This is a genomic window from Embleya sp. AB8 (assembly GCF_049739465.1).
In the GTDB taxonomy this organism is placed as follows: domain Bacteria; phylum Actinomycetota; class Actinomycetes; order Streptomycetales; family Streptomycetaceae; genus Embleya.
In genome coordinates this window covers 76,481-103,418 of sequence record NZ_JBMHHY010000014.1, presented here as the reverse complement: position 1 = coordinate 103,418, position 26,938 = coordinate 76,481, and the positions used below count along the sequence as shown (strand labels likewise).

The 26,938-nt window shown below is 72.4% G+C and carries 26 protein-coding genes; 14 read left to right on the top strand and 12 right to left on the bottom strand.

The genetic code is table 11. The features are described 5' to 3' along the window. Positions 1 to 110: 110 nt before the first annotated feature. Complete coding sequence (locus ABIA38_RS21895) at positions 111 to 764, bottom strand: TetR/AcrR family transcriptional regulator (protein ID WP_424640434.1); 654 nt, start codon at positions 762 to 764, stop codon at positions 111 to 113. Between the two features lie 201 nt (positions 765 to 965). Between ABIA38_RS21895 and ABIA38_RS21890 the strand changes: the two genes are divergently transcribed. Continuing rightward, positions 966 to 2,573 (top strand): MFS transporter, encoded by a 1,608-nt coding sequence (locus ABIA38_RS21890; protein WP_424640433.1) that lies wholly within the window; start codon positions 966 to 968, stop codon positions 2,571 to 2,573. Positions 2,574 to 2,633: 60 nt separating this feature from the next. Here ABIA38_RS21890 and ABIA38_RS21885 read toward each other — a convergent pair whose 3' ends face one another. Together ABIA38_RS21885 and ABIA38_RS21880 are read right to left on the bottom strand one after the other, a co-directional pair. Further along, complete coding sequence (locus ABIA38_RS21885; RefSeq protein WP_424640579.1) at positions 2,634 to 3,485, bottom strand: phosphotransferase family protein; 852 nt, start codon at positions 3,483 to 3,485, stop codon at positions 2,634 to 2,636. Between the two features lie 181 nt (positions 3,486 to 3,666). Beyond that, a complete protein-coding gene (locus ABIA38_RS21880) occupies positions 3,667 to 4,596 on the bottom strand; it encodes a Gfo/Idh/MocA family protein (RefSeq protein WP_424640432.1) in 930 nt (309 codons plus the stop codon). 193 nt (positions 4,597 to 4,789) lie between these two features. Here ABIA38_RS21880 and ABIA38_RS21875 point away from each other — a divergent pair, with 193 nt between their 5' ends. Further along, a complete protein-coding gene (locus tag ABIA38_RS21875; protein WP_424640431.1) occupies positions 4,790 to 5,308 on the top strand; it encodes an HD domain-containing protein in 519 nt (172 codons plus the stop codon). A 55-nt stretch (positions 5,309 to 5,363) separates the two neighbouring features. On the opposite strand, the gene ABIA38_RS21870 is transcribed toward ABIA38_RS21875, so the two are convergent. Then, the gene (locus ABIA38_RS21870) at positions 5,364 to 6,107 is read right to left on the bottom strand and encodes a decaprenylphospho-beta-D-erythro-pentofuranosid-2-ulose 2-reductase (protein ID WP_424640430.1); all 744 of its coding nucleotides are present in this window, start codon (positions 6,105 to 6,107) and stop codon (positions 5,364 to 5,366) included. A 167-nt stretch (positions 6,108 to 6,274) separates the two neighbouring features. On the opposite strand from ABIA38_RS21870, the gene ABIA38_RS21865 reads away from it, so the two are divergent. The 3 genes from ABIA38_RS21865 (at position 6,275) to ABIA38_RS21855 (ending at position 8,687) form a co-directional block, all read left to right on the top strand. After that, positions 6,275 to 6,790, top strand: coding sequence for an N-acetyltransferase family protein (locus ABIA38_RS21865; protein WP_424640578.1), 516 nt, complete (start codon positions 6,275 to 6,277; stop codon positions 6,788 to 6,790). Further along, positions 6,787 to 7,806, top strand: a complete 1,020-nt coding sequence (locus ABIA38_RS21860; RefSeq protein ID WP_424640429.1) for an acyltransferase domain-containing protein — start codon at positions 6,787 to 6,789, stop codon at positions 7,804 to 7,806. The genes ABIA38_RS21865 and ABIA38_RS21860 overlap by 4 nt, the downstream gene beginning before the upstream one ends. A gap of 77 nt (positions 7,807 to 7,883) precedes the next feature. After that, positions 7,884 to 8,687, top strand: a complete 804-nt coding sequence (locus ABIA38_RS21855; RefSeq protein WP_424640428.1) for an APH(3') family aminoglycoside O-phosphotransferase — start codon at positions 7,884 to 7,886, stop codon at positions 8,685 to 8,687. Positions 8,688 to 8,732: 45 nt separating this feature from the next. On the opposite strand, the gene ABIA38_RS21850 is transcribed toward ABIA38_RS21855, so the two are convergent. Further along, entirely contained in the window at positions 8,733 to 9,344 is a 612-nt protein-coding gene (locus ABIA38_RS21850; protein WP_424640427.1) for a TetR/AcrR family transcriptional regulator, read from the bottom strand. A 157-nt stretch (positions 9,345 to 9,501) separates the two neighbouring features. Here ABIA38_RS21850 and ABIA38_RS21845 point away from each other — a divergent pair, with 157 nt between their 5' ends. From ABIA38_RS21845 to ABIA38_RS21825, 5 genes are all read left to right on the top strand, one after another. Continuing rightward, positions 9,502 to 10,389 carry a virginiamycin B lyase family protein gene (locus tag ABIA38_RS21845; RefSeq protein WP_424640426.1) on the top strand — a complete coding sequence of 296 codons (888 nt, stop codon included), beginning with the start codon at positions 9,502 to 9,504 and terminating at the stop codon, positions 10,387 to 10,389. Between the two features lie 226 nt (positions 10,390 to 10,615). Continuing rightward, positions 10,616 to 10,801 (top strand): hypothetical protein, encoded by a 186-nt coding sequence (locus ABIA38_RS21840; protein ID WP_424640425.1) that lies wholly within the window; start codon positions 10,616 to 10,618, stop codon positions 10,799 to 10,801. Positions 10,802 to 10,858: 57 nt separating this feature from the next. Then, positions 10,859 to 11,593, top strand: a complete 735-nt coding sequence (locus ABIA38_RS21835) for a hypothetical protein (RefSeq protein ID WP_424640424.1) — start codon at positions 10,859 to 10,861, stop codon at positions 11,591 to 11,593. After that, positions 11,593 to 12,537, top strand: coding sequence for a DUF6895 family protein (locus tag ABIA38_RS21830; RefSeq protein WP_424640423.1), 945 nt, complete (start codon positions 11,593 to 11,595; stop codon positions 12,535 to 12,537). The genes ABIA38_RS21835 and ABIA38_RS21830 overlap by 1 nt, the downstream gene beginning before the upstream one ends. Beyond that, positions 12,534 to 13,544, top strand: a complete 1,011-nt coding sequence (locus tag ABIA38_RS21825; RefSeq protein WP_424640422.1) for a serine hydrolase domain-containing protein — start codon at positions 12,534 to 12,536, stop codon at positions 13,542 to 13,544. The genes ABIA38_RS21830 and ABIA38_RS21825 overlap by 4 nt, the downstream gene beginning before the upstream one ends. 1,077 nt (positions 13,545 to 14,621) lie before the next feature. Here ABIA38_RS21825 and ABIA38_RS21820 read toward each other — a convergent pair. Both ABIA38_RS21820 and ABIA38_RS21815 read right to left on the bottom strand, forming a co-directional pair. Then, positions 14,622 to 16,316 carry a dihydroxyacetone kinase family protein gene (locus tag ABIA38_RS21820; RefSeq protein WP_424640421.1) on the bottom strand — a complete coding sequence of 565 codons (1,695 nt, stop codon included), beginning with the start codon at positions 16,314 to 16,316 and terminating at the stop codon, positions 14,622 to 14,624. 192 nt (positions 16,317 to 16,508) lie between these two features. After that, positions 16,509 to 16,868: a S26 family signal peptidase gene (locus tag ABIA38_RS21815; protein WP_424640420.1), complete on the bottom strand. Its 360-nt coding sequence runs from the start codon at positions 16,866 to 16,868 to the stop codon at positions 16,509 to 16,511. Between the two features lie 100 nt (positions 16,869 to 16,968). Between ABIA38_RS21815 and ABIA38_RS21810 the strand changes: the two genes are divergently transcribed. Continuing rightward, positions 16,969 to 17,424 (top strand): hypothetical protein, encoded by a 456-nt coding sequence (locus ABIA38_RS21810; protein WP_424640419.1) that lies wholly within the window; start codon positions 16,969 to 16,971, stop codon positions 17,422 to 17,424. Positions 17,425 to 17,466: 42 nt separating this feature from the next. Here ABIA38_RS21810 and ABIA38_RS21805 read toward each other — a convergent pair whose 3' ends face one another. Further along, complete coding sequence (locus tag ABIA38_RS21805; protein ID WP_424640418.1) at positions 17,467 to 18,300, bottom strand: hypothetical protein; 834 nt, start codon at positions 18,298 to 18,300, stop codon at positions 17,467 to 17,469. 267 nt (positions 18,301 to 18,567) lie between these two features. Here ABIA38_RS21805 and ABIA38_RS21800 point away from each other — a divergent pair, with 267 nt between their 5' ends. Both ABIA38_RS21800 and ABIA38_RS21795 read left to right on the top strand, forming a co-directional pair. Next, a complete protein-coding gene (locus ABIA38_RS21800; protein ID WP_424640577.1) occupies positions 18,568 to 19,164 on the top strand; it encodes a LysE family translocator in 597 nt (198 codons plus the stop codon). A 28-nt stretch (positions 19,165 to 19,192) separates the two neighbouring features. Next, complete coding sequence (locus ABIA38_RS21795) at positions 19,193 to 20,614, top strand: amidase (protein WP_424640417.1); 1,422 nt, start codon at positions 19,193 to 19,195, stop codon at positions 20,612 to 20,614. 15 nt (positions 20,615 to 20,629) lie between these two features. Here the strand turns inward: ABIA38_RS21795 and ABIA38_RS21790 are convergent, their stop codons facing one another. Together ABIA38_RS21790 and ABIA38_RS21785 are read right to left on the bottom strand one after the other, a co-directional pair. Then, entirely contained in the window at positions 20,630 to 21,322 is a 693-nt protein-coding gene (locus tag ABIA38_RS21790) for an MOSC domain-containing protein (protein ID WP_424640416.1), read from the bottom strand. 167 nt (positions 21,323 to 21,489) lie between these two features. Next, complete coding sequence (locus tag ABIA38_RS21785; RefSeq protein ID WP_424640415.1) at positions 21,490 to 22,503, bottom strand: zinc-dependent alcohol dehydrogenase family protein; 1,014 nt, start codon at positions 22,501 to 22,503, stop codon at positions 21,490 to 21,492. A 188-nt stretch (positions 22,504 to 22,691) separates the two neighbouring features. Here ABIA38_RS21785 and ABIA38_RS21780 point away from each other — a divergent pair, with 188 nt between their 5' ends. Next, positions 22,692 to 23,501: a helix-turn-helix domain-containing protein gene (locus ABIA38_RS21780; RefSeq protein ID WP_424640414.1), complete on the top strand. Its 810-nt coding sequence runs from the start codon at positions 22,692 to 22,694 to the stop codon at positions 23,499 to 23,501. 87 nt (positions 23,502 to 23,588) lie between these two features. Here the strand turns inward: ABIA38_RS21780 and ABIA38_RS21775 are convergent, their stop codons facing one another. Beyond that, positions 23,589 to 24,566: a ribonucleotide-diphosphate reductase subunit beta gene (locus tag ABIA38_RS21775; RefSeq protein ID WP_424640576.1), complete on the bottom strand. Its 978-nt coding sequence runs from the start codon at positions 24,564 to 24,566 to the stop codon at positions 23,589 to 23,591. A 17-nt stretch (positions 24,567 to 24,583) separates the two neighbouring features. After that, the gene (locus ABIA38_RS21770) at positions 24,584 to 26,902 is read right to left on the bottom strand and encodes a ribonucleoside-diphosphate reductase subunit alpha (RefSeq protein WP_424640575.1); all 2,319 of its coding nucleotides are present in this window, start codon (positions 26,900 to 26,902) and stop codon (positions 24,584 to 24,586) included. Between the last annotated feature and the right edge of the window lie 36 nt (positions 26,903 to 26,938).

Genomic DNA, 26,938 nt, shown 5'->3' with positions numbered 1-26,938 from the left:
CCGAATTACTCGCCCTCGACGCGGCGACACCGGCACCAGGGCGCCTCACCCCGCCCGACCCGCCTCCGCCTCGCCCGGGCCGCCGCGACTCGGGTGGTGGCGGGTGGTGGTCAATCCTGCGGCGGGCCGCCCACCCGGGTGACGATCTCGATCGCTCGGCCGGCCGGGACGCCCAGGGCCACCTGGCACGCGATCGCCTGGTCCGCAGCGGTCACCCGGACGTCCGCGTTGACCGCCTGGAGCAGCGCCACGCACATCCCTTCCAGGGCTATCGCCAACACCGGCGCGGGCAGGTGGTCGGCGAACGCGCCGCTTCGTTGGCCCGCCTCGATAAGTTCGATCGACCGGGCCCGAACCGGGGCCAGCATCGCCGGGATCCCGCCGTCGCCCAGGTTGCGCTGGGCGAAGCTGATCAGCAGCCGATAGCGCTCACCGCCCTCCCACGCGGCCAGGTCGAACCGGGCCACCGCCTCCTCCGGCGTGTCCCGGTCGTGCCGCGCGCCCTCGACGGCAGCCAGGATGTCCCGCCGCGCCTCCTCGGCCAGCCCCGCGATCAGCGCCTCGCGGCTGGGGAAGTGCCCGTACACCGTGCGCCGTACCACTCCCGCCGCCCGGGCGATGTCGTCCATCGACGCGTCCGCGTCCCGGATCAGCTCGGTCCGGGCCACCGCCAGGATCCGCTCGCGGTTCGACTGCGCGTTGCGCCGCCGCACCGGCGCGGGCCCGTTCGCCCGTTCGTCGGCGGTCTCCGGTTTCGTCTGCATCGCGCGTTCCTCTCTGCGGTGACCCGGAGCCTGCCAGAGATCCGATCCCGACGGCACCGACACTCCGCCCCGAGCCCACGAATCGCCCTATTCACCCGACTCGTTCCACCATATTTGCACAGTGCTGTGCAATCAACTAAGTTGCACATCGTTGTGCAATTACCGCGGCTGCGCCGGCCGCCTGCTCCGAAAGGCGTCCCGATGTCCGTCTTCGCCACCACCCCGGTCGACCGGATGGATCGGCCGTACCCACGCCGCTGGTGGGCCCTGGGCGTGCTCTGCCTGAGCCTGCTGATCATCGTCATGGCCAACACCTCGCTGATCGTGGCCGCCCCCGACATGACCCGCGACCTGGGCCTGTCCAGCCGCGATCTGCAATGGGTGATCGATGCCTACACCGTCCCCTACGCCGCGCTGATGCTCGTCCTGGGCGCGATCGGCGACAAGTACAGCCGGCGCGGCGCACTGCTCACCGGCCTGGTGGTGTTCGCCGCCGGTTCGATCGCCGGCTCCCTCGTGCACTCGACGTCCGGCGTGATCATCGCCCGCGCCGCGATGGGCCTGGGCGCCGCGGTGATCATGCCCGCGACGTTGTCCCTCCTGGTCGCCACCTTCCCGCGCAACGAGCGGGCCAAGGCGATCACCGCGTGGAGCGCCACCTCGGGTCTGGCCATCGCGCTCGGCCCGTTGATCGCGGGCTGGCTGCTGGAGCGGCACGCGTGGGGCTCGACGTTCCTGATCAACGTGCCGGTCGCGCTGATCGCGGTGGTCGCCGCGCTGTTCGTGGTCCCGCCGTCGAAGGCGCACGACTACGGCCGGCTCGACCTGGTCGGCGGCGCGCTGTCCATCGTGACGCTCGGCTCGCTGGTCTACGCGATCATCGAGGGCCCGCACTTCGGCTGGGCCGGCGGCCCGGTCGCCGCGCTCGTCGTCTTCGTCCTCGGCCTGGCCGCGTTCATCGCCTGGGAACTGCGGCACCCGCGCCCGATCTTCGATCTGCGCAAGTTCCGCGAGCGGGTGTTCTCCGGCTCGATGCTCGCCGTACTGCTGTTCTTCCTGGGCACCTTCGGCGCGATCTACTACCTCACCCAGCACCTCCAGTTCGTGCTGGGCTACACCGCCCTCGAGACCGGCGTCCGGCTGCTCCCGCTGGCCGGCGCGGTGGTCGTCGGTTCGATCATCACCGGCCGGCTCACCCCGAAGCTGGGCATGCGGATCACCGTGACCACCGGCATGGCGCTCGGCACCATCGGCATCCTGCTGATGACGCGCGTCTCGGACGGCTCGGGCTACGCCGACTTCCTGGCCCCGCTGCTCCTGCTCGGCGTCGCGATCGGGGTGAGCGTCGCGCCGTGCACCGAGGCGATCATGGGCTCGTTCCCGGAGAACGAACTGGGCGCGGGCGGCGGCGTCAACGACACCGCGGTGGAGTTGGGCGGCGCGCTGGGCATCGCCATCCTGGGCTCGATCCTGGCCACCTCCTACGAGTCGGAACTGACCAAGGCCGTCGGCGGCAAGCTGCCTCCGGAGGCGATGGACGTCGCGAAGGACTCGATCGGCGGCGCGCTCGCCGCGGCCGAGCGGGTGGGCCAGGTCGCCGGCCCGCAGCAGGCCCACGCCCTGGTCCAGGCCGCCGACCACGCCTTCGCCCAGGCGGTCGCGCACACCAGCCTGATCGGCGGGATCGTGCTCGCCGTCGGCACCGTCCTGGTCGGCCTGATCCTGCCGAACCGGGCCCACACCCCGGCGGCATCCGCCGAGGAGTCGACCGCCGACGAGCCGGAGCGCACGAAGGAGTCGGTGGGCTGAACCACCGACACAAGACGCGAGGGGCGGCCGAGTCGGCCGCCCCTCGCGTGCGTCCGCCCGTCAGCCCGTCCGCAACGCCCGAACCGCCCGCCCGACCCACGCCTCGAAGCGTTGCCACCCGACGAGTTCCTCGCGGGTGCGCGGCTCCGGCCAGTCCAACAGCGCGTCACCCGCGTCCAGCAGATCCCAGTACGGGTGATGGTCGTCGGCCCGACCGGACACCTTCGCGTACACGGGCAGGAACTCCTCGGCCACCGCCACGCCGTGGCTCAGCGCGAGATTGATCCGGATCCGGGCCAGATCGATGCCGCGCGCCCCGACACAGCCGGTGGTCCAGTCCACCACCCCCGCGATCTCCTCGCCCCGCCACAGGAGTTGCTCGGCGTGGAAGTCGCGATGGATGAACCCGGACGCGGTGTACGGGGGTTCCTCGGCCAGCGCGGCGAACATCCGCTGCCAGACGTGTGGTCGGGTGGTCCAGGCCGGTACGGTCCGCGGACCGTCGTCGGCCGGGTCGTAGTAGGTCTCGTACTCCCCCACGTCCGCGCCCGCCGGGTCCACCGCGTGGATCGTGGCGAGCAACTCGGCCGCGCGGCGCAGCAGTACGGCCGGATCGGCGGGCGGCTCGGGCGTGCCGGGCACGCGCGTGGTCAGCAACGCCGGATCCGGCACCTCGAATCGGGCCGCGACCAACTCCGGCGCGGGTACCGGGGTATCCGCGAGCAGCCGCAACACCCGCGCCTCGTGCTCGGGCCGATACCACCGGTCGGTGGCCAGCCGGTCGGCGTCGTGGAAGACCCGCAACACCAGGTCGCCGACCACGTAGAGCCGGTTCGCGCCGACCCCCATCGGCTCGATCGGGGTGTCCCCGACGATCCCGCGCAGCCAGGCGAGGTTCTCGGCTTTCGGCATGGACACGGACGGGTCTCCTGTTCATCGGTTCCGGGTTTCGGGTTTCGGGCTCCGGGTTTCGGGCTCCGGGTTTCGAGTTTCGCGGAGCCGGCCTGCCAGGGTCGCCGCCCAGTCGGCCCGGGTGGGGCCGGTGCGACCCGACCGGATCAGCCCGTCCGGCGTGCGAGGACACCCGACCCACCTACCCCACCCGTACTGTGCGCCCCTCCCGTCGCGACACCACGCATGCCTCGGCCACCGCCTGGGCCGCGAGCGCGTCGGCGCCCGGGCAGGGGCTCGCGATCCGACCCGAGGCGAAGTCGACGAACGCCGCGAGCTCGGCTCGGTACGCGGCGTCGAACCGGGTCAGGAAGTCGCCCTCGGTGACCCCGCCGCCCGTGTGCGTCCCGGCCGTACCCGCGAGTTCGAGCCGCACGTCGTAGCCCGGTTCGTGCTGCCGACCCGCGTGCGCCGTACCGAGCGTGCCGTCGGCGAGCCGAAAGAGCACCGCCGACACGTCCACGTCGTCGTGCTCCCGGAACACCTCCGCACCCCGGTTCGCCCCGATCGCGGTGACCTCGACGATCGGCACGCCGGTCACCCACGGCACGATGTCGAAGTCGTGGATGTGCGAATCCCGATAGATCCCACCCGACGTCGGCACGAACTCTGGGTGCGGCGGCCGAGGATCCACACTCACCGCGTGCACCCGGGTCACCGTGCCCAGCGAGCCGGCGCGCACCGCCGCCCGGGCTGCGAGGTATACCGGGTCGAACCGGCGCTGGAAACCCACCTGCAGCCCGGCCCCGCGCGCCTCGACATAGGCCACGGCCTCGCGCGCCACCGCCGGATCCAGCGCGATCGGCTTCTCGCACAACACCGGCAACCCCGCGTCCGCGACCCGCCGCAACATCTCGACATGCGCCGCCGTCGGCGCTGCGACCACCACCGCGTCGACCCGGCCCAACACCTCGTCCGGCCCGGCCGCCTCGACCCCGGCCCGAACCGCGAACTCGTCGGCCCGGGCCCGGTCCGCGTCCGCGACCACCACCTGCTCGACGGCCTCGATCCCGGCCAACGCCCGGGCGTGAAACGCCCCGATCCGCCCGACCCCCAGCACCCCGACCCGCATACGTCCCCTTCCACCGACCCGATCCACCGACCAGGTACGCCGGCCCACCACACGTGGTGCGCCACCGCACCCGCACCCGACACATGCCCTACCGTCGGCCAACCACACCGATGCCGCGCAAGCGATACCAGCCGACCACGGCCCGGGTCGCCCCCGCTTCCTGAGGCCCCGGCAGGGCTCTTACGCTGGGCGCGTGACCTCCGCCAAGCTCCGTCCGCTGCCCGCCGAAGTGGCCATCCTCCTGGATCAACTCACCCCCTGCCCACGCCTGGTCGAACATCTGCGCATCGTGCACGACGTCGCGTGTCGGCTGTGCGACTGGGTCGCGGCGACCTACCCGGAACTGGACTTCGACCGCGACGCGGTGTTGTTCGGCGCCGCGACCCACGACATCGGGAAGACCCTGCACCCGGAGGAGTTGTCCGGGCCCGGTTCGTGCCACGAGCAGGCCGGCTACGACCTGCTCACCGCCCGGGGCGTAGCCCCCGTCCGCGCCCGCTTCGCCCGCACCCACGCGGCGTGGAACCCGACCGATCCGGACGAACTGCTCGTCAGCCTCTCCGACAAGGCCTGGAAGGGCAAACGGGTCGCCGCCCTGGAACAGGACCTGACCGCCCTGCTCGCGAGCGCCTCGGGGCGCTCCGAATGGGAAACCTTCCAGGCCCTCGACGACTTCCTGACCACGATCGACACCGACACCCTGCTGTTCTGACGCCCCGCACCGGCCCCGGCACCCACGCCCGCATCCGCCCCGGCAGCCCGCCCGCTCAGCGCGGCAGCCGTCGCCACACCGGCCTGGGCAACATCCGCATCCCCACGAACACCGGCCGCAACACGGCCGGCACCCACACCTCGCCCTTCCCGCGCAGCAGCGCCCGTACCGTCGCGTCGGCCACCTGCGCCGGCGTGCTGGACAGCGGCGCGGGCGACATGCCCTCGGTCATCCGGCCCACCACAAAACCGGGCCGCACCAGGAGCAGCCGTACCCCACTGCCCGCGAGCGCGTCGGCCAACCCGCTCGCGAATCCGTCCAGACCGGCCTTGGCCGAGCCGTACACGTAGTTCGCGCGGCGTACCCGGACGCCCGCCACCGACGAGAACACCACCAGCCGGCCATGCCCCTGCGCGCGCAACACGGCGGCCAGATGGGTGAGCACGCTCACATGTGCGGTGTAGTCGGTGTGTACGACCGCGACCGCGTGCGCCGCGTCGAGCTCGGCCCGGCGTTGATCGCCGAGGATGCCGAACGCCGTGACCACCACGTCCAACGCGCCGTGTCGGGCGATCACCTGGTCCAACATCGGCCGGTGTGTGGCCAGTTCGTCGGCGTCGAACTCGACCCGATCCACCCGGTGGGCACCCGCCCCGCGCAGCCGGGCCTCCTCGGCGTCGAGGTCGTGGCTGCGCCGCGCGGCCAGGACGACGGTCCGCGCCCCGCGCGCGACCAGTCGTTCCGCGACCGCCAGGCCGATCTCACTGCGGCCCCCGAGGACCAAAACGGTTCCACTCACCCGCACAGTCTGCCGGATCTCCCTGCCGGCCCCCTCTCCACGATCCACAGCCACTCAATAACCTTGCCCATGTGACCGCACACACGAAGATCGACCCGAACCTCGGCCCGAACGCGACCCCGGCCCCGGCCCCTGACCCGACCGCACCGCACCGCGCGCCCGTCGAGCTGCGCGGAGCGGACGCCGTAGCGCTCGCGATCGAGCCGGTGCGGGCGATCCTGGCCGAGCTGGTCCTGGGCGGCGCCGCGCTCGGCTGGGTCGAGCCGCCGCCGCTCGCCGAGGTGACCACGCTGCTGACCGAACTCGCCACCGCGCAGCGCTCCGGCGACGCGGCACTGCGGTTCGCCTACGTGGGCGAGGACCTGGTCGGTTTCGGCTACTGGCGGCGCTACGACCGGCCCACCCACCGGCCCAACGCCGACCTCGAAAAGGTCGCGGTGGCCGCGTCCGCGCACGGTCGCGGCATCGGCCGGCTGCTCACCGCCGCCCTGCTCGAGGACGCCCGCGCCGCGTCGGTCGAGATCCTCACCCTCGACGCCCGCGGCGACAACGCCAACGCGCTGCACCTGTACCGCTCGCTCGGCTTCGTCGAGTACGGCCGCCTGCACGACTTCGTCGCGGTCGGCGCGCGCCGCTACGACAAGGTGTTCTACTCGATCGACCTGCGCGCGTCCGCGGCATGACCGACCCGGGCTCGGGTCCGCCCGAGCACCCGGCGGACCTCCTGCGCGCCGACGAGCGGCTCGCCACGTGGCTGACCGCGCTGGCCGACTTCCGCACCGGCGTCGAGATCACCCTGCCCGCCGGCGACGACCTGGTGGCGATACTCCTCGAACTGACTTTCCCGCACGAGGACATCAACGACCTGGTCGCGACGCGCGGCTCGCTCCTGGCCGACCCGTTCTGGCACGAGCTGTTCGAATGCGCCGTCCGAGCCCTGCTCGCCGGCCTCGGTACGGTCGAGCAGCCACTGAACACCCCGGCCCTCCCGGCTGCCGCGGGTCCGGTCGGCCACTGGTTCCACGTATTCGTCTACCTCGCCGCCCGCCCGCACGTCCTGGCCTACCACCACACGCTCGGCATCCCGGCCGACGTCTCCCGTCGTACGCTCGCCGACCTCGGTCGCCACGTGGCGGTCCACCGACGGCGGCACGGCACCGGCGGGCTGCTCGCGGTGCACTGGCCCAAGTTCGCCTTTCGCGGCGAGTTGTATCAACTCGGCCGACTCCAGTTCCAACGCTCGTACCTGCTCGAACCAGGCGCCGCGAGCGCCGCCGCACGCGGCCTCCCCTACCGCGCGGACGACCCCGTCCTGATGGTGCACATCCCGGACTTCCACGGTCCGCTGACCCCGGCCGCCTGCGACGAATCCCTCTCCCTGGCCCGCGACTTCTTCCCCCGCCACTTCCCGACCGAGGACTACCGAATCGCCGTCTGCGGATCCTGGCTGCTCGACCCGCAACTTCGCGAGTACCTTCCGAACGACACCAACATCATCCGCTTCCAACGCCGCTTCCACCTGGACGCCACCACCACGAGCCTCCCCCCGGCCGACACCGCCCCGATCGGCTTCGTCTTCGGCAACCCGGACCTACCCCCCGAAGCCCTCCCCCGCCACACCACCCTGCAACGCGCCATCGGCGACCACCTACGCGCCGGCCACCACTGGCACGTCCACACCGGCTGGTTCGAACTCTGAGCCCGGACCGAGCCGTCGGGCCGAGCGGTGGAAATTTGCCGGCGGGAGGGGTGGGGCTCGGGGAGGATGGCGGGGTGATGAGGGATGATCTTCGCCGGCGGTTTGCGGGTTATGTGTGGGAATCGGTCGCCGTGGGGTGTTCCGGTGCGGGTGTGTATCGGTTGCTCGGGCGTGGTGGTGAGGAGCTTTATCTCAAGGTCGGCGAGGCGAGCGCGCATCCGGACAGCGGATTCCAGCTTTCCGCGGAGGTGGCCCGTGGGGTGTGGGCGGCAGGCCGGGGTGTCCCGGTGGCCGAGATTCTCGACCACGAGGTGGACGAGTCCGGCGGCTGGCTGCTCACCCGCGCCGTGCCGGGTCGTTCCGCGGCCGATCCGTGGCCTGCCGAGCAGCGGGACGCGGTGATCGACGCGCTCGCCGAGACGGCCCGTACGCTGCACGAACTTCCGCTCGCCGACTGCCCGTTCGACCGCACCCTCGCGGTCACGGTGCCCGCCGCGACGCACGCCGTCGCGGCCGGCCTGGTCGATCTCGACGACCTGGACGAGGATCGGCTCGGCCGTACCGGCCCCGAGCTGCTCGCCGAGCTGACCGCGACCATCCCGCCCACCGAGGACCTGGTCGTCGGCCACGGCGACTACTGCCTGCCCAACATCCTGCTCGACCCGGAGACCCTGCGGGTGACCGGCCTGATCGACCTCGGCCGCCTCGGTCGCACCGACCGCCACGCCGACCCGGCGCTGATCACCCGCAGCCTCCGCGCCGACTACAACGAGCAATATTCCCCCGCCCACGCGGCCCGTTTCCTGGCCCGCTACGACCCCGCCGGCACCCTCGACCCGAAGCGGCTGGAGTTCTACCGGCTCCTCGACGAGTTCTGCTGACCCGCCGGCCCCGGCCCTCCGCCGCCATGCCGCGCGGCACCGACATCAATCCCCGTCCCGGACGAAGACGCCCGCCCGAGCCGCCACCACCGCCGCGTCGGCGGCGCGCGTCGCCTGCCCGGCGTCCACCGGTTCACGGGTGATGAACAACCGGTAGTACAACGCGCCGACGGCGGTCCGCACCACCTCACCCGGATCGGTACCCACCGGCAACTCGCCCCGGCCGATCGCCCGTTCCACCACGGCCTCGGCCTGCCCGAGCCGGCCCAGCAGAAACTGGTGCAGCGCCGCGCCGGTGGTCGGATCGTGCACCGCCGCGGCCACCAGGGCCCGTGCCGTGGGTCCGCGCTCGGGGTCGTCGAAGCCGGCCAGCACCAATGCGGTGATCGCCCGCAGGTCGCCCCGGACGGTGCCGGTGTCCGGCAGCGGCCACGACTCCTCGGCCGCCAGGTCCAGCGCGTCGGCGGCCAACCCGGCGGCATTGCGCCAGCGCCGGTACACGGTCGTCTTGTGCACCCCCGAGCGCGCCGCGACGGCCTCCACGGTCAGCCCGTCGAAGCCCCGCTCCGCCAATTCGGCCAGCGTCGCCCGGCGCACCGCGTCCCGAGTCCGCGCGGTCCGCCCACCGGGCCGCACCCCACCCACACCGCCACTCACGTCGCCATTCACCCGACACCGCCGAGCCGAGCGACCCAAAAGCAACCAGGTTGCATTAACACCCTCCATCCGTCACACTGAATCTAATGCAACCTAGTTGCATTTACCCATATCCGCACCCCCACCCCCGACCCCACCCGACCACCGGAAGGCTCGGATGAAACCCCACACCATCCGCGAACTCCCGGTCGCCGACCGCGAATCCGGCCCGTACGCGATCACCGTCGGCCCGGACGGCGCACTGTGGTTCACCCTCGTACACGCCGGCCGAATCGGCCGCCTCGACCCGGCCACCGGCACGCACACCACCCACGACCTCGGCGATCCCTCCTGCGGGCCGACCGTGCTCGTCACCGGCCCCGACGACGCACTGTGGTTCACCGAATACCGGGCCCACCGCATCGGCCGAATCACCGTCTCCGGCGTGGTCACCCATTTCGACCTGCCCACCCCCGAGTCGGGTCCGTTCGGGATCACCACCGGCCCCGACGGCGCGCTGTGGTTCACCGAGACCGCCGCCAACCGGATCGGCCGGATCACCCCGACCGGCACGGTGACCGGCTTCGACCTGCCGATCCCGGCCGCGTTCCCGGCGGCGATCGGCACCGGCGCGGACGGCGCACTGTGGTTCGCCCTCAACGCCGCCCACGCCATCGGCCGAATCACCACGACGGGCGCGGCGACCATCCATCGACTGCCCGAGGGCTCGGCCCCGGTCGGCATCACCACAGGTGCGGACGGTTCGGTCTGGTGCGCCCAGATCGGCGCAGGCACGATCGGCCGCCTCGACGCGTCCGGCGAATGGTCGCAATTCCCGCTGCCGGACCGGGAGTCGCGACCGCACGCGGTGGCCCTGGACACGGCCGGCGACTGCTGGTTCACCGAATGGGGCGCGAATCGCATCGGCCGACTCACTTCGGCGGGCGCACTTACGGAGTACGACTTGCCGAGTGCCTCGGCCGAACCGCACGGCCTCACCCAGGGCCCCGACGGCGCGATCTGGGCCGCCCTGGAGATCGGCGCCCTGGCCCGACTGACACCCTGACAAAGGCGAAAAACCGCTGGTGGGCGCCGGATCCGCAGAGCAATTCGGCAGCCCGGCCGGACCGGCCCGCGCCCCCGAGTGCGCCCCGCAGTGCGCCCGCGCGGACCCGACGAGCAGGACTCGCCGCCAATCCCGAAATGGTGCATAGACCGACGAAAAGTGCTTATGGTCGAAGGCACGGGGGCGCCGCCTGCCCGGCGGCGAAGTCACGATGAGGGAGCACCCGATGCTTACTCAACACATCCGTCAGCCCGCAACGGCCACGCCGACCCAGGCCGGGACCGTCGCCACGCTCATGATCGAGGAGGAGACGACCATCAGCGACGCGCCGCTGTTCGTGCCGGAAGATCTCGGCGCCGGACTGCTGCTCCTCGGCCTGCTGTTGTCGCCGAAGCCCCCGAAGGAGCGGTAAGCCGAACCGGGTGTCCGTGACATCACCGGTACCGACGGGAAGTAGTTGATCACCACAATGCCCTTCGCCGACACCTCGCCACACGAGGCGTACACGGCGGCGGTCGAGCGAGTGGCAGGCCGTGCCCTCGGCGTCCTCATGGACGCCGGGGGCTCGGTCGTCCCCGCCGGCTTCGCCGCCCCGGACCCGCACCCGGCCGCCGCCGGCGACCCCGACGCCGACCTGCCCGGCCTGCGCGTGCTCGGCTCGGACGCGTTCGCCCCCCACATCCTGCGCGGCACACCGCTGCCCGCCGACCAGGCCGAGGCCGCCGCGCGGGCCTTCGCCGCGTTCCCGCCCGACTCGCTGGGCGCCACGCCCGAGACCGGGTGGATCATCACCTGGCAGGACTGGGCCACGGCCCGCACCCTGACCCGCTTCGGACTGACCGTGGACGTCCCGCGCCCGGGCGACGGCACCCAGGTCGCGGACGCGAGCACCTGGCAGTCCTGGTCGGTACGGATGGCCCAACTCTCCTCCCTGGCCCTGCCCGGCCTGGACGGGCCGATCCACGCCGCCGCCCGGCGCAACGCCGAGTCGCTGGCGCGCGGCGCGGCCCGCGCGATGTTGCGCCGCGACTACCGCACCGCCGCCCGGATCGCCCGCTGGCTGGCCTTCGTGGCCGTCGACGGGGTCGCGTTCCCACTGGAGTTGGCGCCGCTGCTGCGCCACGTCCGGCTGTTCGGCGGCGGCAGCACCCGCACCGTGCTCGACACCCGTATCGCCCAACACGTCACCGGGTTGGCGAGCTGATGACTGGAGGAATCGTGCCGGCGGAGGTACTCAGGACCGCGCACACGATCGGCTCCGGCGCGCTGCGCTGGCTGCGTGCGAACGCCCACTTCGGGCCGCTGCCCACGCACACCGTGGTCGACTTCAACGACCGGGACAGTGCCTACAAACCGCTCGGCGAGACCGCGTTGGCCACCTCGCTGGTGCTGCGCGAGGGAGTCGCGGGGCCCGGCGAGCTGGCCGCCGCGCGGGAGTTGCTCGACTACGCGTGGGGACAGTTCCGCGAGGGGGACTTCCTGTACGAGCGCCAGGTGCGCCATCCGCTGGTGACCGATCCACTGGAGACGTACGCGCACTTCGTGCGGGCCGGCATCCGGCACGAGCGGATGGATCGGCTGCTGGCCCACCTGGACGAACTGCGCTCGGTGCGCGCGATCGAGATGATGGCCAACCGCCGGCTGGCGGTGGCCAACGCCAGTCGTGTGGTCGGTCTGGCGCACCGCCCCGACTGGGCCGAGCTGAGCGCCGACACCTGGCTCGGGCAAACCCCCGAACCGTGGGTGATCGACTGGATGACCGCGTACAACATGACCCACGCGGTGTTCCACATCACCGACTGGGGTGCGCATCCCGAACTGTTGCCCGCCGAGATCCGCGACTATCTGCGGGTGTGGTTGCCGGTGTGGGTGGATGTGTGGGCCGAGGTCGCGCAGTTCGACCTGGTCGGCGAGTTGCTGATCGTGGACGCGTGCCTGCCCGAGCCGGTCTGCGACGACCAGGGCTGGCGCACGCTGGCCGCGGCGCAGCGGGCCGACGGGCTGCTGCCGCGCGACGCGGATCCGGTGGACGAGGATCCGCGGCAGGCGTTCAAGGACCACGAGCACACGGCGGTGGTCGCGATCGTGGCCGGCACCGTCACGCTGGCCCGGTCGCTGGGCACCGCGCCGGCGCCCACACTCGGGTGAGCGACCCGGACGCGACCCTGCTCGCCCCGCTGCTGCGCGCCGCTCCCGAGGCCGGTGCGCTGGTGGTGGGGACGGTGCGGGGCGGCGAGCACTCGGTGGTCTGTCGCGGGCCGGCGGTGGACGCGGACTCCCGGTTCGAACTGGGCTCGGTGTCCAAGACGTTCACCGCGTTGCTCCTGGCGGACGCGGTCGCGCGCGGGGAGGTTCGGCTGGACGATCCGCTGCGCGGCTATCTGCCACCCGGCGCCCGACCGCGTTGGTCCGCGCAGGTCACGCTGCTGCAACTGGCCACGCATACCGCAGGATTGCCGCGGCTGCCGCGCGGGTCGCTGCGCCCGGCGCTGCAGGCGTGGTACACGAATCCGTACGCGGGGTATCCCGAGGAGCGCCTGTTCGCGCTGCTCGGCCGGACCCGGCCACGCGCACGCCCGGGGACGCGGGTGTCGTACTCGAACCTGGGCGCGGGACTCCTCGGCCACGCGCTCGCCCGCGCCGCGCGGCAGCCGTTTCCGGACCTGGTGGTCGCCCGGCTGGGGGTGCCGCTGGGTCTGACGATGACCACGTGCGACCCGAACGGGCCCCAGGTGACCGGGTATCTGCACGGCCGCCCGCGCCCACCCTGGGACATCCCGGCGTTGCCGGCGGCGGGTGCCGTGCGCAGTACGGGTACGGATCTGACCCGCTATCTGGCCGCGCACCTGGATCCGGCCGAGGTGGGCCCGGACTCGCTGGCCCGAGCGCTGACCGAGGTCCGCCGCCCCCGGCTGATCACCCCCGGCGACGGGGACCGGATCTGCCTGATCTGGAACCTGCGCGCCCGCCCGGGCCACGACCTGGTCTTCCACGGCGGCTCGACCCGCGGCTTCACCGCGTTCGTGGGCTTCAGCCCACAGGCGGGCGTCGGCCTGGCGGCACTGACGAACACGGCGGCGGGGGTGCGGGCGCCGTTCATCCAGACCGCCTACGAAACGTTGCGCAACCTGGCAGCGGACGCGATGTCCCGCTGAGCACTCGGGCCGGCGCACTCGGGCCGGCGGGCGCGGGGTCGGTCAGGGGGCGGGGTCGGCGGGCGCGGGGTCGGTCAGGGGGCGGGGTCGGTCAGGGGGCGGGGTCGGCGGGGGCCGGGTCTGGCGCGGGTTGGCCTCGGTGAGGTCCGGTCCGGGTCCGGGGTGGTCGCGGTCGTTGGGGTGATCGGGTGCGCGCGGTCGGGGAGTTGGTCGCGCCGGCGGGTTGGATCGGGTTGGCGCGGGCGGCCGGGGCAGGCGGGCGGTGCGGGCGGCCGGGCCGTGCGGGCGGCTGGGCATTGGGAGTGACCGAGCCGTGCGGGTGGCTGGGCATTGGGAGTGGCCGAGCCGTGCGGGTGGCCGGACTATGGGGGCGGCCGGGTCCCTTCGCATCGGCGCGGCCGTTCGGAGCGGCGGGATGCTCCGGGCCGGTCGGATTGGCTGCGTGAGTCGATCCAGCCGATCCAGTCGAATCGGCCGAACCGGCCGAACCGGCCCGGCCGTTCGCGTCAGTGCAGCCGTTCGGTCGGCCGGGCCGCTTGCGTCGGCCGGATGCTCCGGGCCGGTCGGGCGGACCAAGTCGGCCGCCCCGGCCGAACCGGGCGAATCGCCCGGGCTGTTCGGGGCAACCAGGTCGTTCTCGTGGGTGAAGCCGTTCCGGTCGGCTTGGCCATTCGGGTCGGCCGGGTTGGTGTCGCCGACCGCTCCGGCTGCGCCGCCGAGGCTGTTCGGGACAGCCGAGCCGGCCCGGGCGGTGGGCGGAGCCGGCCGCGGCGGGGTCGGCGGCGGGGAGGCCGCGCCGCCGAGGCTGTTCCGGGCAGCCGAGCCGCCCTGAGCAGTGGACGAAGGCGGCCGGGGCGGGGTCCTCAGCCACGCCGGCCGAACCGCCGAGGCCCTTCCGGACAGCCGAGCCGCCCTGAGCAGTGGACGAAGGTGGCCGGGGCGGGTCCTCAGCCGCGCGCCCCGAACCGCCGGGGCTGTTCGGGGCGGCCGAGCCGCCCTGGGCGGTGGGCGGAGCCGGCCGGCGCGGGATCGTCGGCGGCGGCGGGCCGGTGGGGCGGGGTGTGGGGTGTGGGGTTGCTATGTGGGTTCGGCTTCGGTGTCCAGGGCGGCGGCGATGGCTCGGAGCCAGGTGACCACCGCTTCGGCGCCCGGGTCGACCGTGCCGATCGCTCGGTCGCCGAGGTAGCTGCTGCGACCTCGGCGGGCGCTGTGGGTCGCGGTTTGTTCGGTGCCGGCGACGGCCGCGTCGATCGCCTCGGCCAGACTCGCGCCGCCGACCAGGGCCTCGCCGGCCGGGACCAGGGCGTCGAGCATGGTGCGGTCGCCCACCCGGGCGCCGCCGAGTTCGGCGACCGCCCGGGCGCCGGCCGCCGCTGCCTCGCGCCAGCCCTGTGCGGACGTGTCCCGGGCCACCACGCCGGCCGCGCGAAGCAGCAGGACCGAGTACAGCGGGCCGGAGGTGCCGCCGAGCGCCCGGCGTACGGTGTCGGCGAGGCCGCGCAGCACGGCGGCCGGGCTGCCGCCGCCGTATTCGGGCAGTTCGCGCCGGACCGCCTCGGCGCCGCGGGTCAGGCTGAGGCCCAGATCGCCGTCGCCGACGATCCGGTCCAGCTCGGTCAGGCGCGGTTCGGCCGCGATCAGCGCCGTGCAGACCGCCTCGATCACCCGGGACAGCGGCGTCGGTTCGGTCAGCGGCGTACCGGCGTCCGCGGCGCCGGGCGCCGGCGGCGTGGGCAGCACGGTGATCGTGCCCACCACACCGTGCACCGGGGTCGGCCACGCGGGCGCCGAGGTGGCCGCGTCCAGCCGGGCCAGGCGCGCGTCGTCGACTCGGAGCAGGGACAGCGATACGCCCGCCATCTCGAGCGCGGTCAGGAACGAGCCGCGCCAGGCTCGTTCCAGGACCAGGCCCCGACCCGTGAGGTGGCCCACCGCGCCGCGCAGCACGATGTCCAGTTCCATCGTGGGCGTGCCACCGAGGTTGTTGACCAGCAGGGCGACCCGGTCGCCGGCGGTCAGGCCGGTCTCCGCCACGATCCGATCCAGGAGTTCGGCCACGAACGAGTCGATGGGCGCGATCTTGTCCCGCCGTACACCCGCCTCGCCGTGGATGCCCAGACCCAATTCGACCTCGTCCTCGCCGAGTTCGAACCCGGGCTGCCCGGCCGCCGGCACCGTGCACGGGCTCAGCGCGACGCCCATCGTGCCGACCGCGCCCGCCGCCGCCTCGGCCTCGCGGCGGACCTCGGCCAGACTCGCGCCCGCGGCCGCCGCCGCGCCGGCGACCTTGTGCACGAACACCGTCCCGGCGATCCCGCGCCGCCCCGCGTTGTCCTCGCCGCCGGCCGCCAACGCCACGTCGTCCGCGACCAGGACCAGTTCGACCGCGATTCCCTCGGCCCGGGCCAACTCGGCGGCGAGCCCGAAGTTGAGCCGGTCCCCCGTGTACGACTTGACCACGAGCAACACCCCGGCGGGCCCGGCGACGGCGCGGATCGCGGCCAGGATGGTGTCCGTGGCGGGCGAGGTGAACACGTCCCCCGATACGGCGGCGGTGAGCATCCCGGGCCCGACGTAGCCCGCGTGCGCCGGTTCGTGGCCGGCCCCGCCGCCGGAGATCACCGCGACCCGGCCGCTGTCCGCATACGCCCGCGCGTCCGCGCGCAGTGCCACGTTCGTCCCGTCGAGCAACGCGATGCCCGGATTGGCCAGGGCCAGCCCTTCGAGCATTTCGGGCACGACGTCGCGGGGATCATTGATCAGCTTTTTCATGGCAGGATCCATACCTGGAAGCGCGCCCCACGAACCCCTCGGAGCAGCGCGGATCACGGGCAACCGGATGGGCGGCCCACACGTCCTCGGCAACGGGTCGAAACCGGCCCGCGGCTCGGCTCGTGGCGGGAGTGGTTCCTCCTCGGGACTTCCACCACGAGCCGGCCTCCGATGGGCGCGCGGACGTGCGCCCTACTCGGTCGACACCGGCGCGCGGGTCTTCCGGGAAGCACCCGGTCGTGGGACGCCGTCCACGCTGACGCAGATCCCGTATACGCGGGCATGCGACGTCCAACCGTTGGCGCGGCCACGGTTGTTGCTGATCTGTACGCGCGCACGGGGCACGTCCAGCGCGGAGACCAGATGCAGGTACATCTTTCCGGCGACCCTGGCCAGGACGATGTCACCGATTTCCAGGCGGGCCGGATCGACCGGCGCGACGGTCACGAGTTGACGACTGCGGATAAGCGGGACCATGGAGGCCCCGCGCGGGCGAAACTCGACGGTGGCGCCGTGCACCACCTTGGCGGCCATGCTGTCCATCATCCCCATCGCGGAACAGGATGACGGATGAACGCCGAACCGGCCACGGGTTTTTCGCCCACCCGGGCCGGCACTCGGGAACCCCGCCCGCCCAGTCGGAAGGCCGCAGATGAGCACCCGTCAACACCACTACCGATTCGCACACGTGATTTTCCGCTCGATCGCGCTGCGCAATGCCGCCGAGTTGCTCGCCGCGCCGGTCGACGAGTTGACTGCGGCGACCGCGGACATGTGGGTCGGGGTCGGCGCCCGGTTGCCGGAGGAGGAGCGCTTGCCCGCCGACGGTCTGGCGCTGAGCCACGTCCGGCTGGGGGCGGGGAGCGGGCTGCTGGTATGCCTGCCGCCCGCGCTGTACCCGCCGGAGGCACACTTCGCCCTGGTGCCGGGGCCGGATGTGCCCGGCGAGCCGCGCTACTTCGTCCTGGAGGAGAGCTTCGACGTGCTCGCCCGCACCCGGACCACGGTACTCGGCGGCTGGACCGAGGACTCCCATCTCAACCTGGGCCCGGGGTCGATCGTGGCGGCGGACGCGTTCGTCGCGGCGGTCGCCGCCCGACTGTCGTAGCCCGGCCGGCGGGGTGCAGGGGCCGAGCGGCGGGTCCCGTCTTCATTGCGGCGGCGGGCTCCCGGTGCCGGCATCGTCTTCGGCATCGGGGGTGTTGATCGCCCGCCACGGGGCGGTCAGGACGGCCCGGTCCGGCTCGGCCGTCAGGTGTGGTGCGCCGAGGGCCATCGCGGCGTGCAACAGGGTGTGGCTCGCCCGGGACCACGGTCGGCTCAACATCTCGCCGTCCGCTTCGCCGTCCTCGTCGTACTCGATCTCGAAGGCCGTCGGGCCGCCGCGTTCGCGGGCGGCGGCGCGTACCGCTGCGGACAGCACCAGGAAGCCCTTGCCGATCGGTGATCCGATCGGACCCGCGCCGGGGATCAGGAGCGTGCACGTGTGGTCGCCGTCCCGGTAGGGCGCGGCGTTCGGCTCGTCGGCGAGCCAACGGTCCCAGGCCGCGCCGAAGTAGGCGCGGGCCTGCGGGACGAGTGCCGCCGCGAGTCGGGCGGCGGTCGCCGGGGTGAGCGCCCGGGCGGCGTCCACGATCTCCACCACGGCGTCCCCGTGCGGCCCGAACAGCGCGGCGACCGGCAGTTCGGCGAGGATGTCCACGGCGAACGCGCGGGTGTAGGCGGCCGGTACGCGCAACCCCTCGGCCGCCTCGGCCATCGCCGCCCGCTCGCGCTCGGTCTCCGGCGGGACCACCGCGACCCGATACAACCGCCCCGGCCAACCGACGACGTTCACGGTCGCCAATTCCCGATCGACCACGATCCACGGCGGCTCGAAGTCCTCCTTGACGATCCGCTGTCCGGCCACCGCACCGGTCAGCGGTCCGCCTCGGTCGTCCGGCACAAAGACGAATCCCGGCTCGGCCGGCGCATCCTGGGTCATCCGGCCAGCGTAGGCCGGGCTTTCGGACCGCCGAAGGCGGCCTTGGGGTGTCCGTACTCCTCCGGCCCCGGCGGCATCAGCTCGGGCTCGTTCGTGCTCGCTCACTCGCTACTGATCGGCGTCTCCCGAGCGAGGCGCCGGACAACCCGGTTGCCGGGAAATCTGTGGACAAGACAGAATTGCGCGCGTACCGGGAGTGGCACGACGGCGGGGGCAAGTGTGGTCGAGGCAAACGCGATAGTCGGGGTGAGTGCCGTGGCGCTCGGGATGGTGCTGACCCCCGGGCCGAACATGATGTATGTGACGTCGCGGAGCATCACCCAGGGCCGCCGAGCCGGCCTGGTGTCGCTGCTCGGTGTGGGGCTCGGCTTCCTGATCTACATGTCGATGGCCAACCTCGGCCTGTCCGCCGTGTTCCTGGTCGTGCCGGAGCTCTACCTGGCGGTCAAGCTCGCCGGTGCGGCCTACCTCGGCTGGCTGGCCTGGCAGGCGCTGCGGCCCGGTGGCACGTCGGTGTTCGCGCCGCAGGAGCTTGCGCCGGACTCCAAGCGGCGACTGTTCACCATGGGGCTGCTGACCAATCTGCTGAACCCCAAGGCCGCGATCATGTACCTGTCCCTGATCCCCCAGTTCGTCGACCCCAGGGCCGGCCACGTCCTGCTCCAGGGGTTCGTGCTCGGCAGCGTCCAGATTCTGATCAGCCTCGCGGTGAACGCGATCCTGGTCCTCGCGGCCGGGTCGATCGCGGTGTTCCTGACTCGGCGGCCGTCCTGGCTGCGGATCCAGCGCTATGTGATGGGCACCGTACTCGGCGGGCTCGCGATCAAACTGGCCACCGACAAGGGCCATCCCGCGACCGCCTGACGCCTTACCGGAATCCAGAGGGAGCGGCATGCAGCTCGAGGAGTACGCGCGGTACGACGCGATCGGGCTGCGCGACCTGATTCGCTCCGGCGAGGTCACCTCGGCCGAGGTCGAGGCCGCCGCGCGGGCGGCGTTGGAGGTCGCCGACGCGCGGGTGAACGGCCTCGCGCTGCCCGTGTTCGAGCCGGCGCTCGGCCGCTCCCTCGACCCGGCGGCCGCGTTCGCCGGCGTGCCGTTCCTGCTCAAGGACGCCGGGCCGGTCGCCGAGGGGGTGCCGTTCTGTCTGGGCAGCCGGGCCGTACCGGGTGTCCGCGCGGCGCACGACAGCGACCTGATGACCCGCTTCCGGGCCGCCGGGCTGGTCAGCCTCGGCCTGACCACCGCGCCGGAGATGGCGATCAGCTTCGCCACGGAGTCGGCCAAGTACGGCATCACCCGCAACCCCTGGGACCTCGATCGTGGCGCCGGCGGCTCCAGCGGCGGCGCGGCGGCCCTGGTCGCGGCCGGCGCCGTACCGATCGCGCACGCCACCGACGGCGCCGGCTCGATCCGCGTCCCGGCCTCGGCCTGCGGGCTGGTCGGCCTCAAGCCCAGCCGGGGCCGCACGCCGTGTGGCCCGGACCTGGACGAGGCGTTCTTCGGGATCTCCTACAACTTCGCCCTCACCCGCACGGTCCGCGACGCCGCGCACCTCCTCGACGCGATCGAGGGCCCTGGGGTCGGCGACAAGTACACGGCACCGCCGCCGCTGCGGCCGTACGCGGCCGAACTCGGCACGGCCGTCGGCCCGTTGCGCGTCGGCGTGACCACGCGGTCCTGGTCCGGCAGCGCGGTCGACGCCGAGGTGGCCGACGCGACCATGATGGTCGCGGGGCTGCTCGCCGGGCTCGGCCATCGGGTCGAGGAGGCGAGCCCGGTGGTCGACTGGGAAGGTGTACTCCAGGGCCTGGTCACCGAGGTGGTCGCGTTCGTCGCCGCACCGCTGCTCGGCGCGCCCCGTCCGCCGGACCCGACCAAGCTGGAGGCGGTCACCCGGCAAATCCTGCACGACGTCAAGGACTTGACCGCCCTCGACCTGGTGTCCGCGTTCGCCGCGCACAACCGGGTGTCCCGCTCGGTCGGCGCCTTCTTCACCGAGCACGACCTGCTGATCACCCCGACGCTGGGCCGACTACCGGCCCCACACGGCACGTTGAACTACGACGACCCGACCCACACGGTGCGCGGCTGGCTGGACACCATTTTCGAATACGGCCCCTTCACCGCCGTCTTCAACATCACCGGCCAACCCGCGATCAGCCTCCCCCTGGCCCAGAGCAGCACGGGCCTACCGATCGGCATCCAACTGATCGCCCCCTACGGCCGGGAAGACACCCTCTTCCGCGCCGCCACCCTCCTCGAACAAACCCTCCCCTGGCACGACCGCACACCGTCGACCTTCATCGCATAGCCCCGAGGGCCGGCACTACTCGTCGTCCGGTGCGAACGGCGGTGGCGTCACGGCCGTCCGTTTGCGGGCCAACTCGCGGGCCTCGCCCGGGAGTTCCTCGACGTCGATCAGCCTCGGCAGCAGCTCCGCCTCGATTGTCAAGGCTCGGAAGCAGATGCCTACCGTGAGGTCGTGGTCGGGGCGGGAGACGATCTCGATGTGGTCGCCGGAGCGGATCTCGCCCGGTTCGATCACCCGCAGGTAGGTGCCGGGCAACGCGCGCTCGGTGAACCTGCGCACCCAGCGCCGCTCGTCGAGCCAGTGCGCGAAGGTCGCGCACGGGATGCGCGGGACCGAGACCTCGAGGAGCGGACCGGTCGCGCCGACCCGCCAGCGCTCGCCGATCAGTGCGGCCTCGACGTCCAGGTCGGATGTGGTCAGGTTCTCCCCGAAGGAGCCGTTGGTCAGCTCGCGACCGAGTTCGCGCGCCCACATGTCCAGGTTCTCGCGCGAATAGGCGTATACCGCCTGATCGTCGCCGCCGTGGTTCTGCCGGTCGTACACCCCGTCGCCCACCAGGCCGCTGCCGAGCCCGCCGTACTTGGGCCCGGGCGCACGCACCGCCACCGGATGGTCCACCGGCCGCTTGTCGATCCCGGTCAGGCCGGCACCGGACTTCGTCGGGTTGGGTCGCGGGTGGGCCAGGTTCACGGACACGACGTGAGACATACCGGCAGGCTACCGGCCCACCCCGGGCGGCACCGCCGAGACCTCCCGGACCCCGGCAACGATCTTGTGCCGTGGGCGAGTTCCGGTCGAATCGGGCCGATTGCCCGGATCCGCACGGCGGGCGCCGAGCACGATCACCCGCACGATCTCCGCTTCCGCCGACCCGGTCACCCGTGGCCGATCACCACGTTGCCCACGAATCCACCCTTGCGGTAGTAGCGCAGCGCGTCCGGGACCTCGTCGAAGCCGAACTCCCGGTGGATCGACGGCCGCAGCCCCCACGTGCCCACCGCGCGGTTCAGGGCTTCGAACCGGGCCCGGCTGCCCACCGCGAGGGGGCGCAACACGGCGCCCGCGGTGAAGAAGGCCGACGCGGACAGCGACGGCGACCCGGCGTCCGTGCCCAACCAGTGGCCGACGAAGGCGATTTCGCCGCCGAGGGCGGTCGCGGCCAGGGACTGCGCGAGGTCGCCCGCGATGTCGACGACACGATCGACGCCGCGTCCACCGGTGATCCGCCGTACCTCCTCGCCCCACGCGGGCGTGACCCGGTAGTCGACCACCTCGTCCGCCCCCAACGCGCGCAGCCGCTCCGCCTTGTCCGGGCTCGACGTGGTGGCGATCACCCGTGCGCCCGCGACCTTGGCGAGTTGTAGGGCGAACAGGGACACCCCACCCGTACCGAGCGTCAACACCGTCTCGCCGGCCACCACGGGCCGTCCGCCGGTGAGCGCGTGCCACGCGGTGACCGCGGTCAGCGGCAGCGTGGCGGCCTCCTCGTAGGACAGGTGTGCCGGCAGGCGCACCAATCCCCGCTCGTCGACGAGGGCATACTCGGTCAGCATGCCGTCCCGCGAACTGCCCAGCTGCGCCGCGTAGGCCGGCGCGAACGGTCCGTCGATCCAGTCCGGGAAAACGGTCGCGGCCACCCGGTCCCCCGGCCCGAACCGGGTGACCCCGGCCCCGATCGCGACCACCTCACCGGCCCCGGCGCAGCCGGGAATCGTGTCCGGCAGCACCGGCAGCGGATAGTCCCCGTCGAGCACGAGCAGTTCGCGCAGGCTCAGCGAGGTCGCCCGAACCCGGACCAGCACCTGGCCCGGCGCCGGCTCCGGCACGTCGTGCTCACGGACCGTCAGCCCATCGATGCCGGCGCCGGGCCGCAGGTGGTAGCTCTTCATCACAGTGCCTCTTTCCACGAAGTTCCGACCGGTAGCCGCCGCGTACGAAGTACGCCGCCGCATACGGAGTACCGGGTCCGACCCTCCCGTTCGGCGGGCCGTGACGACGATCCTGCGGGCACCGGGCGAGCCCGACAATTCCCGCCAGGGAATTGCCGGCGGCACCCCCACCTGCCTAGAACTGCCTCATGAGCACGATGACGACCCGGTCGCAGGGCCAGGACTTCCCCGCCGAACTGCGCCGCTGGCGCACCGCCCGGCGGCTGAGCCAACTGGAACTCGCCGCCCGCGCGGAGACCTCGCAGCGCCACCTCAGCTTCATCGAGAGCGGCCGATCCCGCCCCGGCCGCACGATGATCATCCGCCTGGCCGAGTCGCTCGGCCTGTCCCTGCGCGAGCGCAACGCGCTGCTGCACACGGCCGGCTTCGCCCCGGTCTTCACCGAGTCGGACCTGGACGCGCCGATGTTGCGCCCGGTCCACGACGCGCTGCGCGCGGTGATCGAGGGCCATCTGCCCTACCCGGCCCTGGTGTTGCGGCCGTACGGGCAGATCGTCGCGGCCAACGAGGCGGTCGACGTACTGACCGAGGGCGCGTCGGCGGAGTTGCTGAAGCCTCCGGTCAACATGTTGCGGGTGATGTTGCACCCCGACGGCATGGGACCGCGCGTACTGAACCTGAACGCCTGGGGCCACCACGTCCTGGAGAACATGCGCGCCCAGGCGCTGCGCAGCCCCGACCCGCTGCTCGACGCGTTCATCGAGGAACTGCGCGGCTACGTCCCGCACGCCGAACTCGGCCCCGACCACCTGGGCTTCGCGGTCCCGCTACGCCTGCGCACGCTCGACGGTCAGGGCGAACTCCGCCTGCTCACCACGTTGACGTCGTTCGCCACGGCCACCGACATCACCCTGGCCGAACTCCACCTGGAGGCGTTCCTCCCCGCCGACGAGGCGACCGCGACCGCGCTGCGCCGCCGCGCGGCCGACCGCGGCTGAGCCGACGGCCACCCGGATGCCGAACCGCCGCGCCATCCCGTGTCGAGCGGGATGGCGCGGCGGTCGGGGTGGGGCAACGTCGGATACTCAGAAGTCCTCGTCGAACGACACCGATCCGGTGACCGCGACCTGATAGGCCGACACCCGCCGCTCGAAGAAGTTGGACAACTCCTGTACGTCCTGGAGTTCCATGAAGCCGAACGGGTTCGCCGATCCGTAGACCGGCGCCATCCCCAGCTGGGCCAGCCGCCGGTCCGCCACGTGCTCGAGGTAGGAGCGCATGTCGGCGACCGTCATCCCGGACACCCCGCCCTGCAGCAGGTCCTCCGCGAAGGCCGTCTCCGCCTCCACCGCCTCGGCCAGCATCCGCCGCACGTCCTCGGCGAGTTCGTCGTCGAACAGGTCGGGCTCCTCGGCCCGTACCGTCTCGACCACGGCGAACGCGAAGTCCATGTGCGCGGACTCGTCGCGGAAGACCCAGTTGGTGCCCGAGGCCAGGCCGTTGAGCAACCCGCGCGAGCGCAGGAAGTACACGTAGGCGAACGCGCCGTAGAAGAACAGCCCTTCGATGCACGCCGCGAAGCAGATCAGGTTGAGCAGGAACTGCCGCCGATCCTCCCGCGATTCGAGCCGGTCCAGGCCCATCGCCGAGTCGATCCAGCGGAAGCAGAACTCCGCCTTGCGCCGGATCGAGGGGATGTGCTCGACCGCGGCGAACGCCTGCTCGCGCTCCTCGTGGTCGGGCATGTAGGTGTCGAGCAGCGTCAGATAGAACTGCACATGGACGGCCTCTTCGAACAACTGCCGCGACAGATACAACCGGCCCTCGGGCGAGTTGATGTGCCGGTAGAGATTCAGCACCAGGTTGTTCGCCACGATCGTGTCACCGGTCGCGAAGAACGCGACCAGGCGCTGTACGAGGTGCCGTTCCGCCGGGCTGAGCTTGTCCAGGTCGGCCAGGTCGCTGTGCAGGTCGACCTCTTCGACCGTCCAGGTGTTGCGGATCGCCGCGCGGTACTTCTCGTAGAAGTCCGGGTACTGCATGGGGCGCAGCGTGAGGTTCATTCCGGGATCGAGCAGGCTCACGTGCACGCCTCACAGGCTTCGGGGTTCTCCAGCGAGCAGGCGATGACCTCGAGGTCCGAGATCTCCTCCACCGGCGCGGCCGACGCCTGCGCCGGCACCGTCGCCTGCTGGATGCGCGTCGCGGGGCGCGAGCGCAGGTAGTACGTGGTCTTCAGGCCGGTCGACCACGCGTAGCGGTACATCGAGGACAACTTGCCGATGGTCGGGTCGGCCATGAACAGGTTCAGCGACTGCGACTGGTCGATGTACGGGGACCGCTGGGCGGCCAGGTCGATCAGCGCGCGCTGCGGCAGCTCCCACGCCGTGCGGTACAACTCCCGTACGTCCTCCGGGAGTTCGGCGATGCCCTGGACCGAGCCCTCGGCCCGCTTGATCCGGTCGCGAACCTCGGGGGTCCACAGGCCGCGAGCCTTGAGCTCGCGCACCAGGTAGGCGTTGATCTGCAGGAACTCGCCCGACAGCGTCTCGCGCTTGAACAGGTTGGACACCTGCGGCTCGATGCACTCGTACGCGCCCGCGATCGAGGCGATCGTGGCGGTCGGCGCGATCGCGACGAGCAGCGAGTTGCGCAGCCCGTGCTCGGCGACGCGCGAGCGCAGCGCGTCCCAGCGCTTGGTCTGCGTCGGGTACACGCCCTCCCACAGGTCGGGCTGGAGCCGCCCGCGCGCGGCGTGCGTCTCGGCGTAGGCCGGGTGCGGGCCGTGCGCCTCGGCCAGCGCGGAGGAGGTCTCGAGCGCGGTGAGGTAGATCTCCTCGGAGATCAGCGTGGACAACTCGCGCGCCTCGGCGGAGTCGAACGGCAGGCCGAGCGTGAAGAACACGTCCTGCAGGCCCATCAGCCCCAGGCCCACCGGGCGCCAGCGCGGGTTGGACGCGGCGGCTTGGTCGGTCGGGTAGTAGTTGATGTCGATCACCCGGTCCAGGAAGACCACGGCGGTGCGCACCGTCGCGCGCAGCTTGTCCCAGTCCATCCCCTCGCCGGCGATTACATGCGCGCCGAGGTTGACCGAGCCGAGGTTGCACACGGCGGTCTCGCCGTCGCTGGTGACCTCCAGGATCTCGGTGCACAGGTTGGACAGGTGCACCACGTTGCCCGGTTCGGCGGCCTGGTTGCAGGTGCGGTTGGCGGCGTCCTTGAAGGTCATCCAGCCGTTGCCGGTCTGCGCGAGGGTGCGCATCATCCGGGCGTAGAGGTCGCGCGCGGGCAGTTGCCGGACGAACCGGCCGTCCCGCTCGGCGGCTTCGTAGACCCTGTCGAACTCGGCGCCCCACAGGTCGGGCAGTTCGGGCAGCTCGTTCGGGTCGAACAGCGACCAGACGCCGTCCTCCTCGACCCGGCGCATGAACAGGTCCGGCACCCAGTTGGCCAGGTTGAGGTTGTGCGCCCGGCGGGCGTCCTCGCCGGTGTTCTCGCGCAGTTCGAGGAATTCCAGGATGTCGGGGTGCCAGGTCTCCAGGTAGACGCAGGCCGCGCCCTTGCGCCGGCCGCCCTGGTTGACCGCGGCCACGGACGAGTCGAGCGTCTTGAGCCACGGCACGATGCCGTTGGAGTGCCCGTTGGTGCCGCGGATCAGCGAGCCGCGCGAGCGCACCCGGGACCAGGCCACGCCGATGCCGCCGGCGAACTTGGACAGTCGGGCGATCCGCCCGTACATGTCGTAGATCGACTCCAGCTCGTCCTTGGGCGAATCCAGCAGGTAGCACGAGGACATCTGGGTGTGCACCGTGCCGGAGTTGAACAACGTCGGCGAGCTGGGCAGGTAGGCGAGCGAGGACATCAGCCGGTAGAAGCCGATCGCCTCGCCGGGCTCCTGGGCCAGGCCGCACGCCACCCGCAGCAGGAAGTGTTGCGGGGTCTCCACCACGCTGCGCGAGACCGGGTGCCGCAGCAGGTAGCGGTCGTAGACGGTACGCAGGCCGAAGTACTCGAACCGGCGGTCGCCTTCGGTGTCCACGGCGGCGTCCAGCTCGGCGGCGTGCGCGGCGACGAACGCCGCGGTCTGCGCGCCGATGATGCCCTCACGGCGGCCGAGCGCGATGCCGGCGCTGAACGAGGTGACGCCGGCTTCGGCGGCCTCGGCGGCGATCCGGCCGGCCAGCAGGCGGGCGGCGAGGCGCGAGTAGGCGGGCTCCTCGGCGATCAGCTCGGCGGCGGTACGCACCGCCAGGTCCGCGGCGGCGCCGTCGTCCGCGCCCTCGTTCAGGCCCGCGACGACCCGGCGGACGACCCGATCCGGATCGACCTCCGGCAAATCGCGCGCCTGGGTGCGTACCAGGGTCGCCAGTCGGTCCTCGGGGCTTTCGTCGATCCGCATCCGGGTCGCGCCCACGCTGTCCACAACGGTCACGTG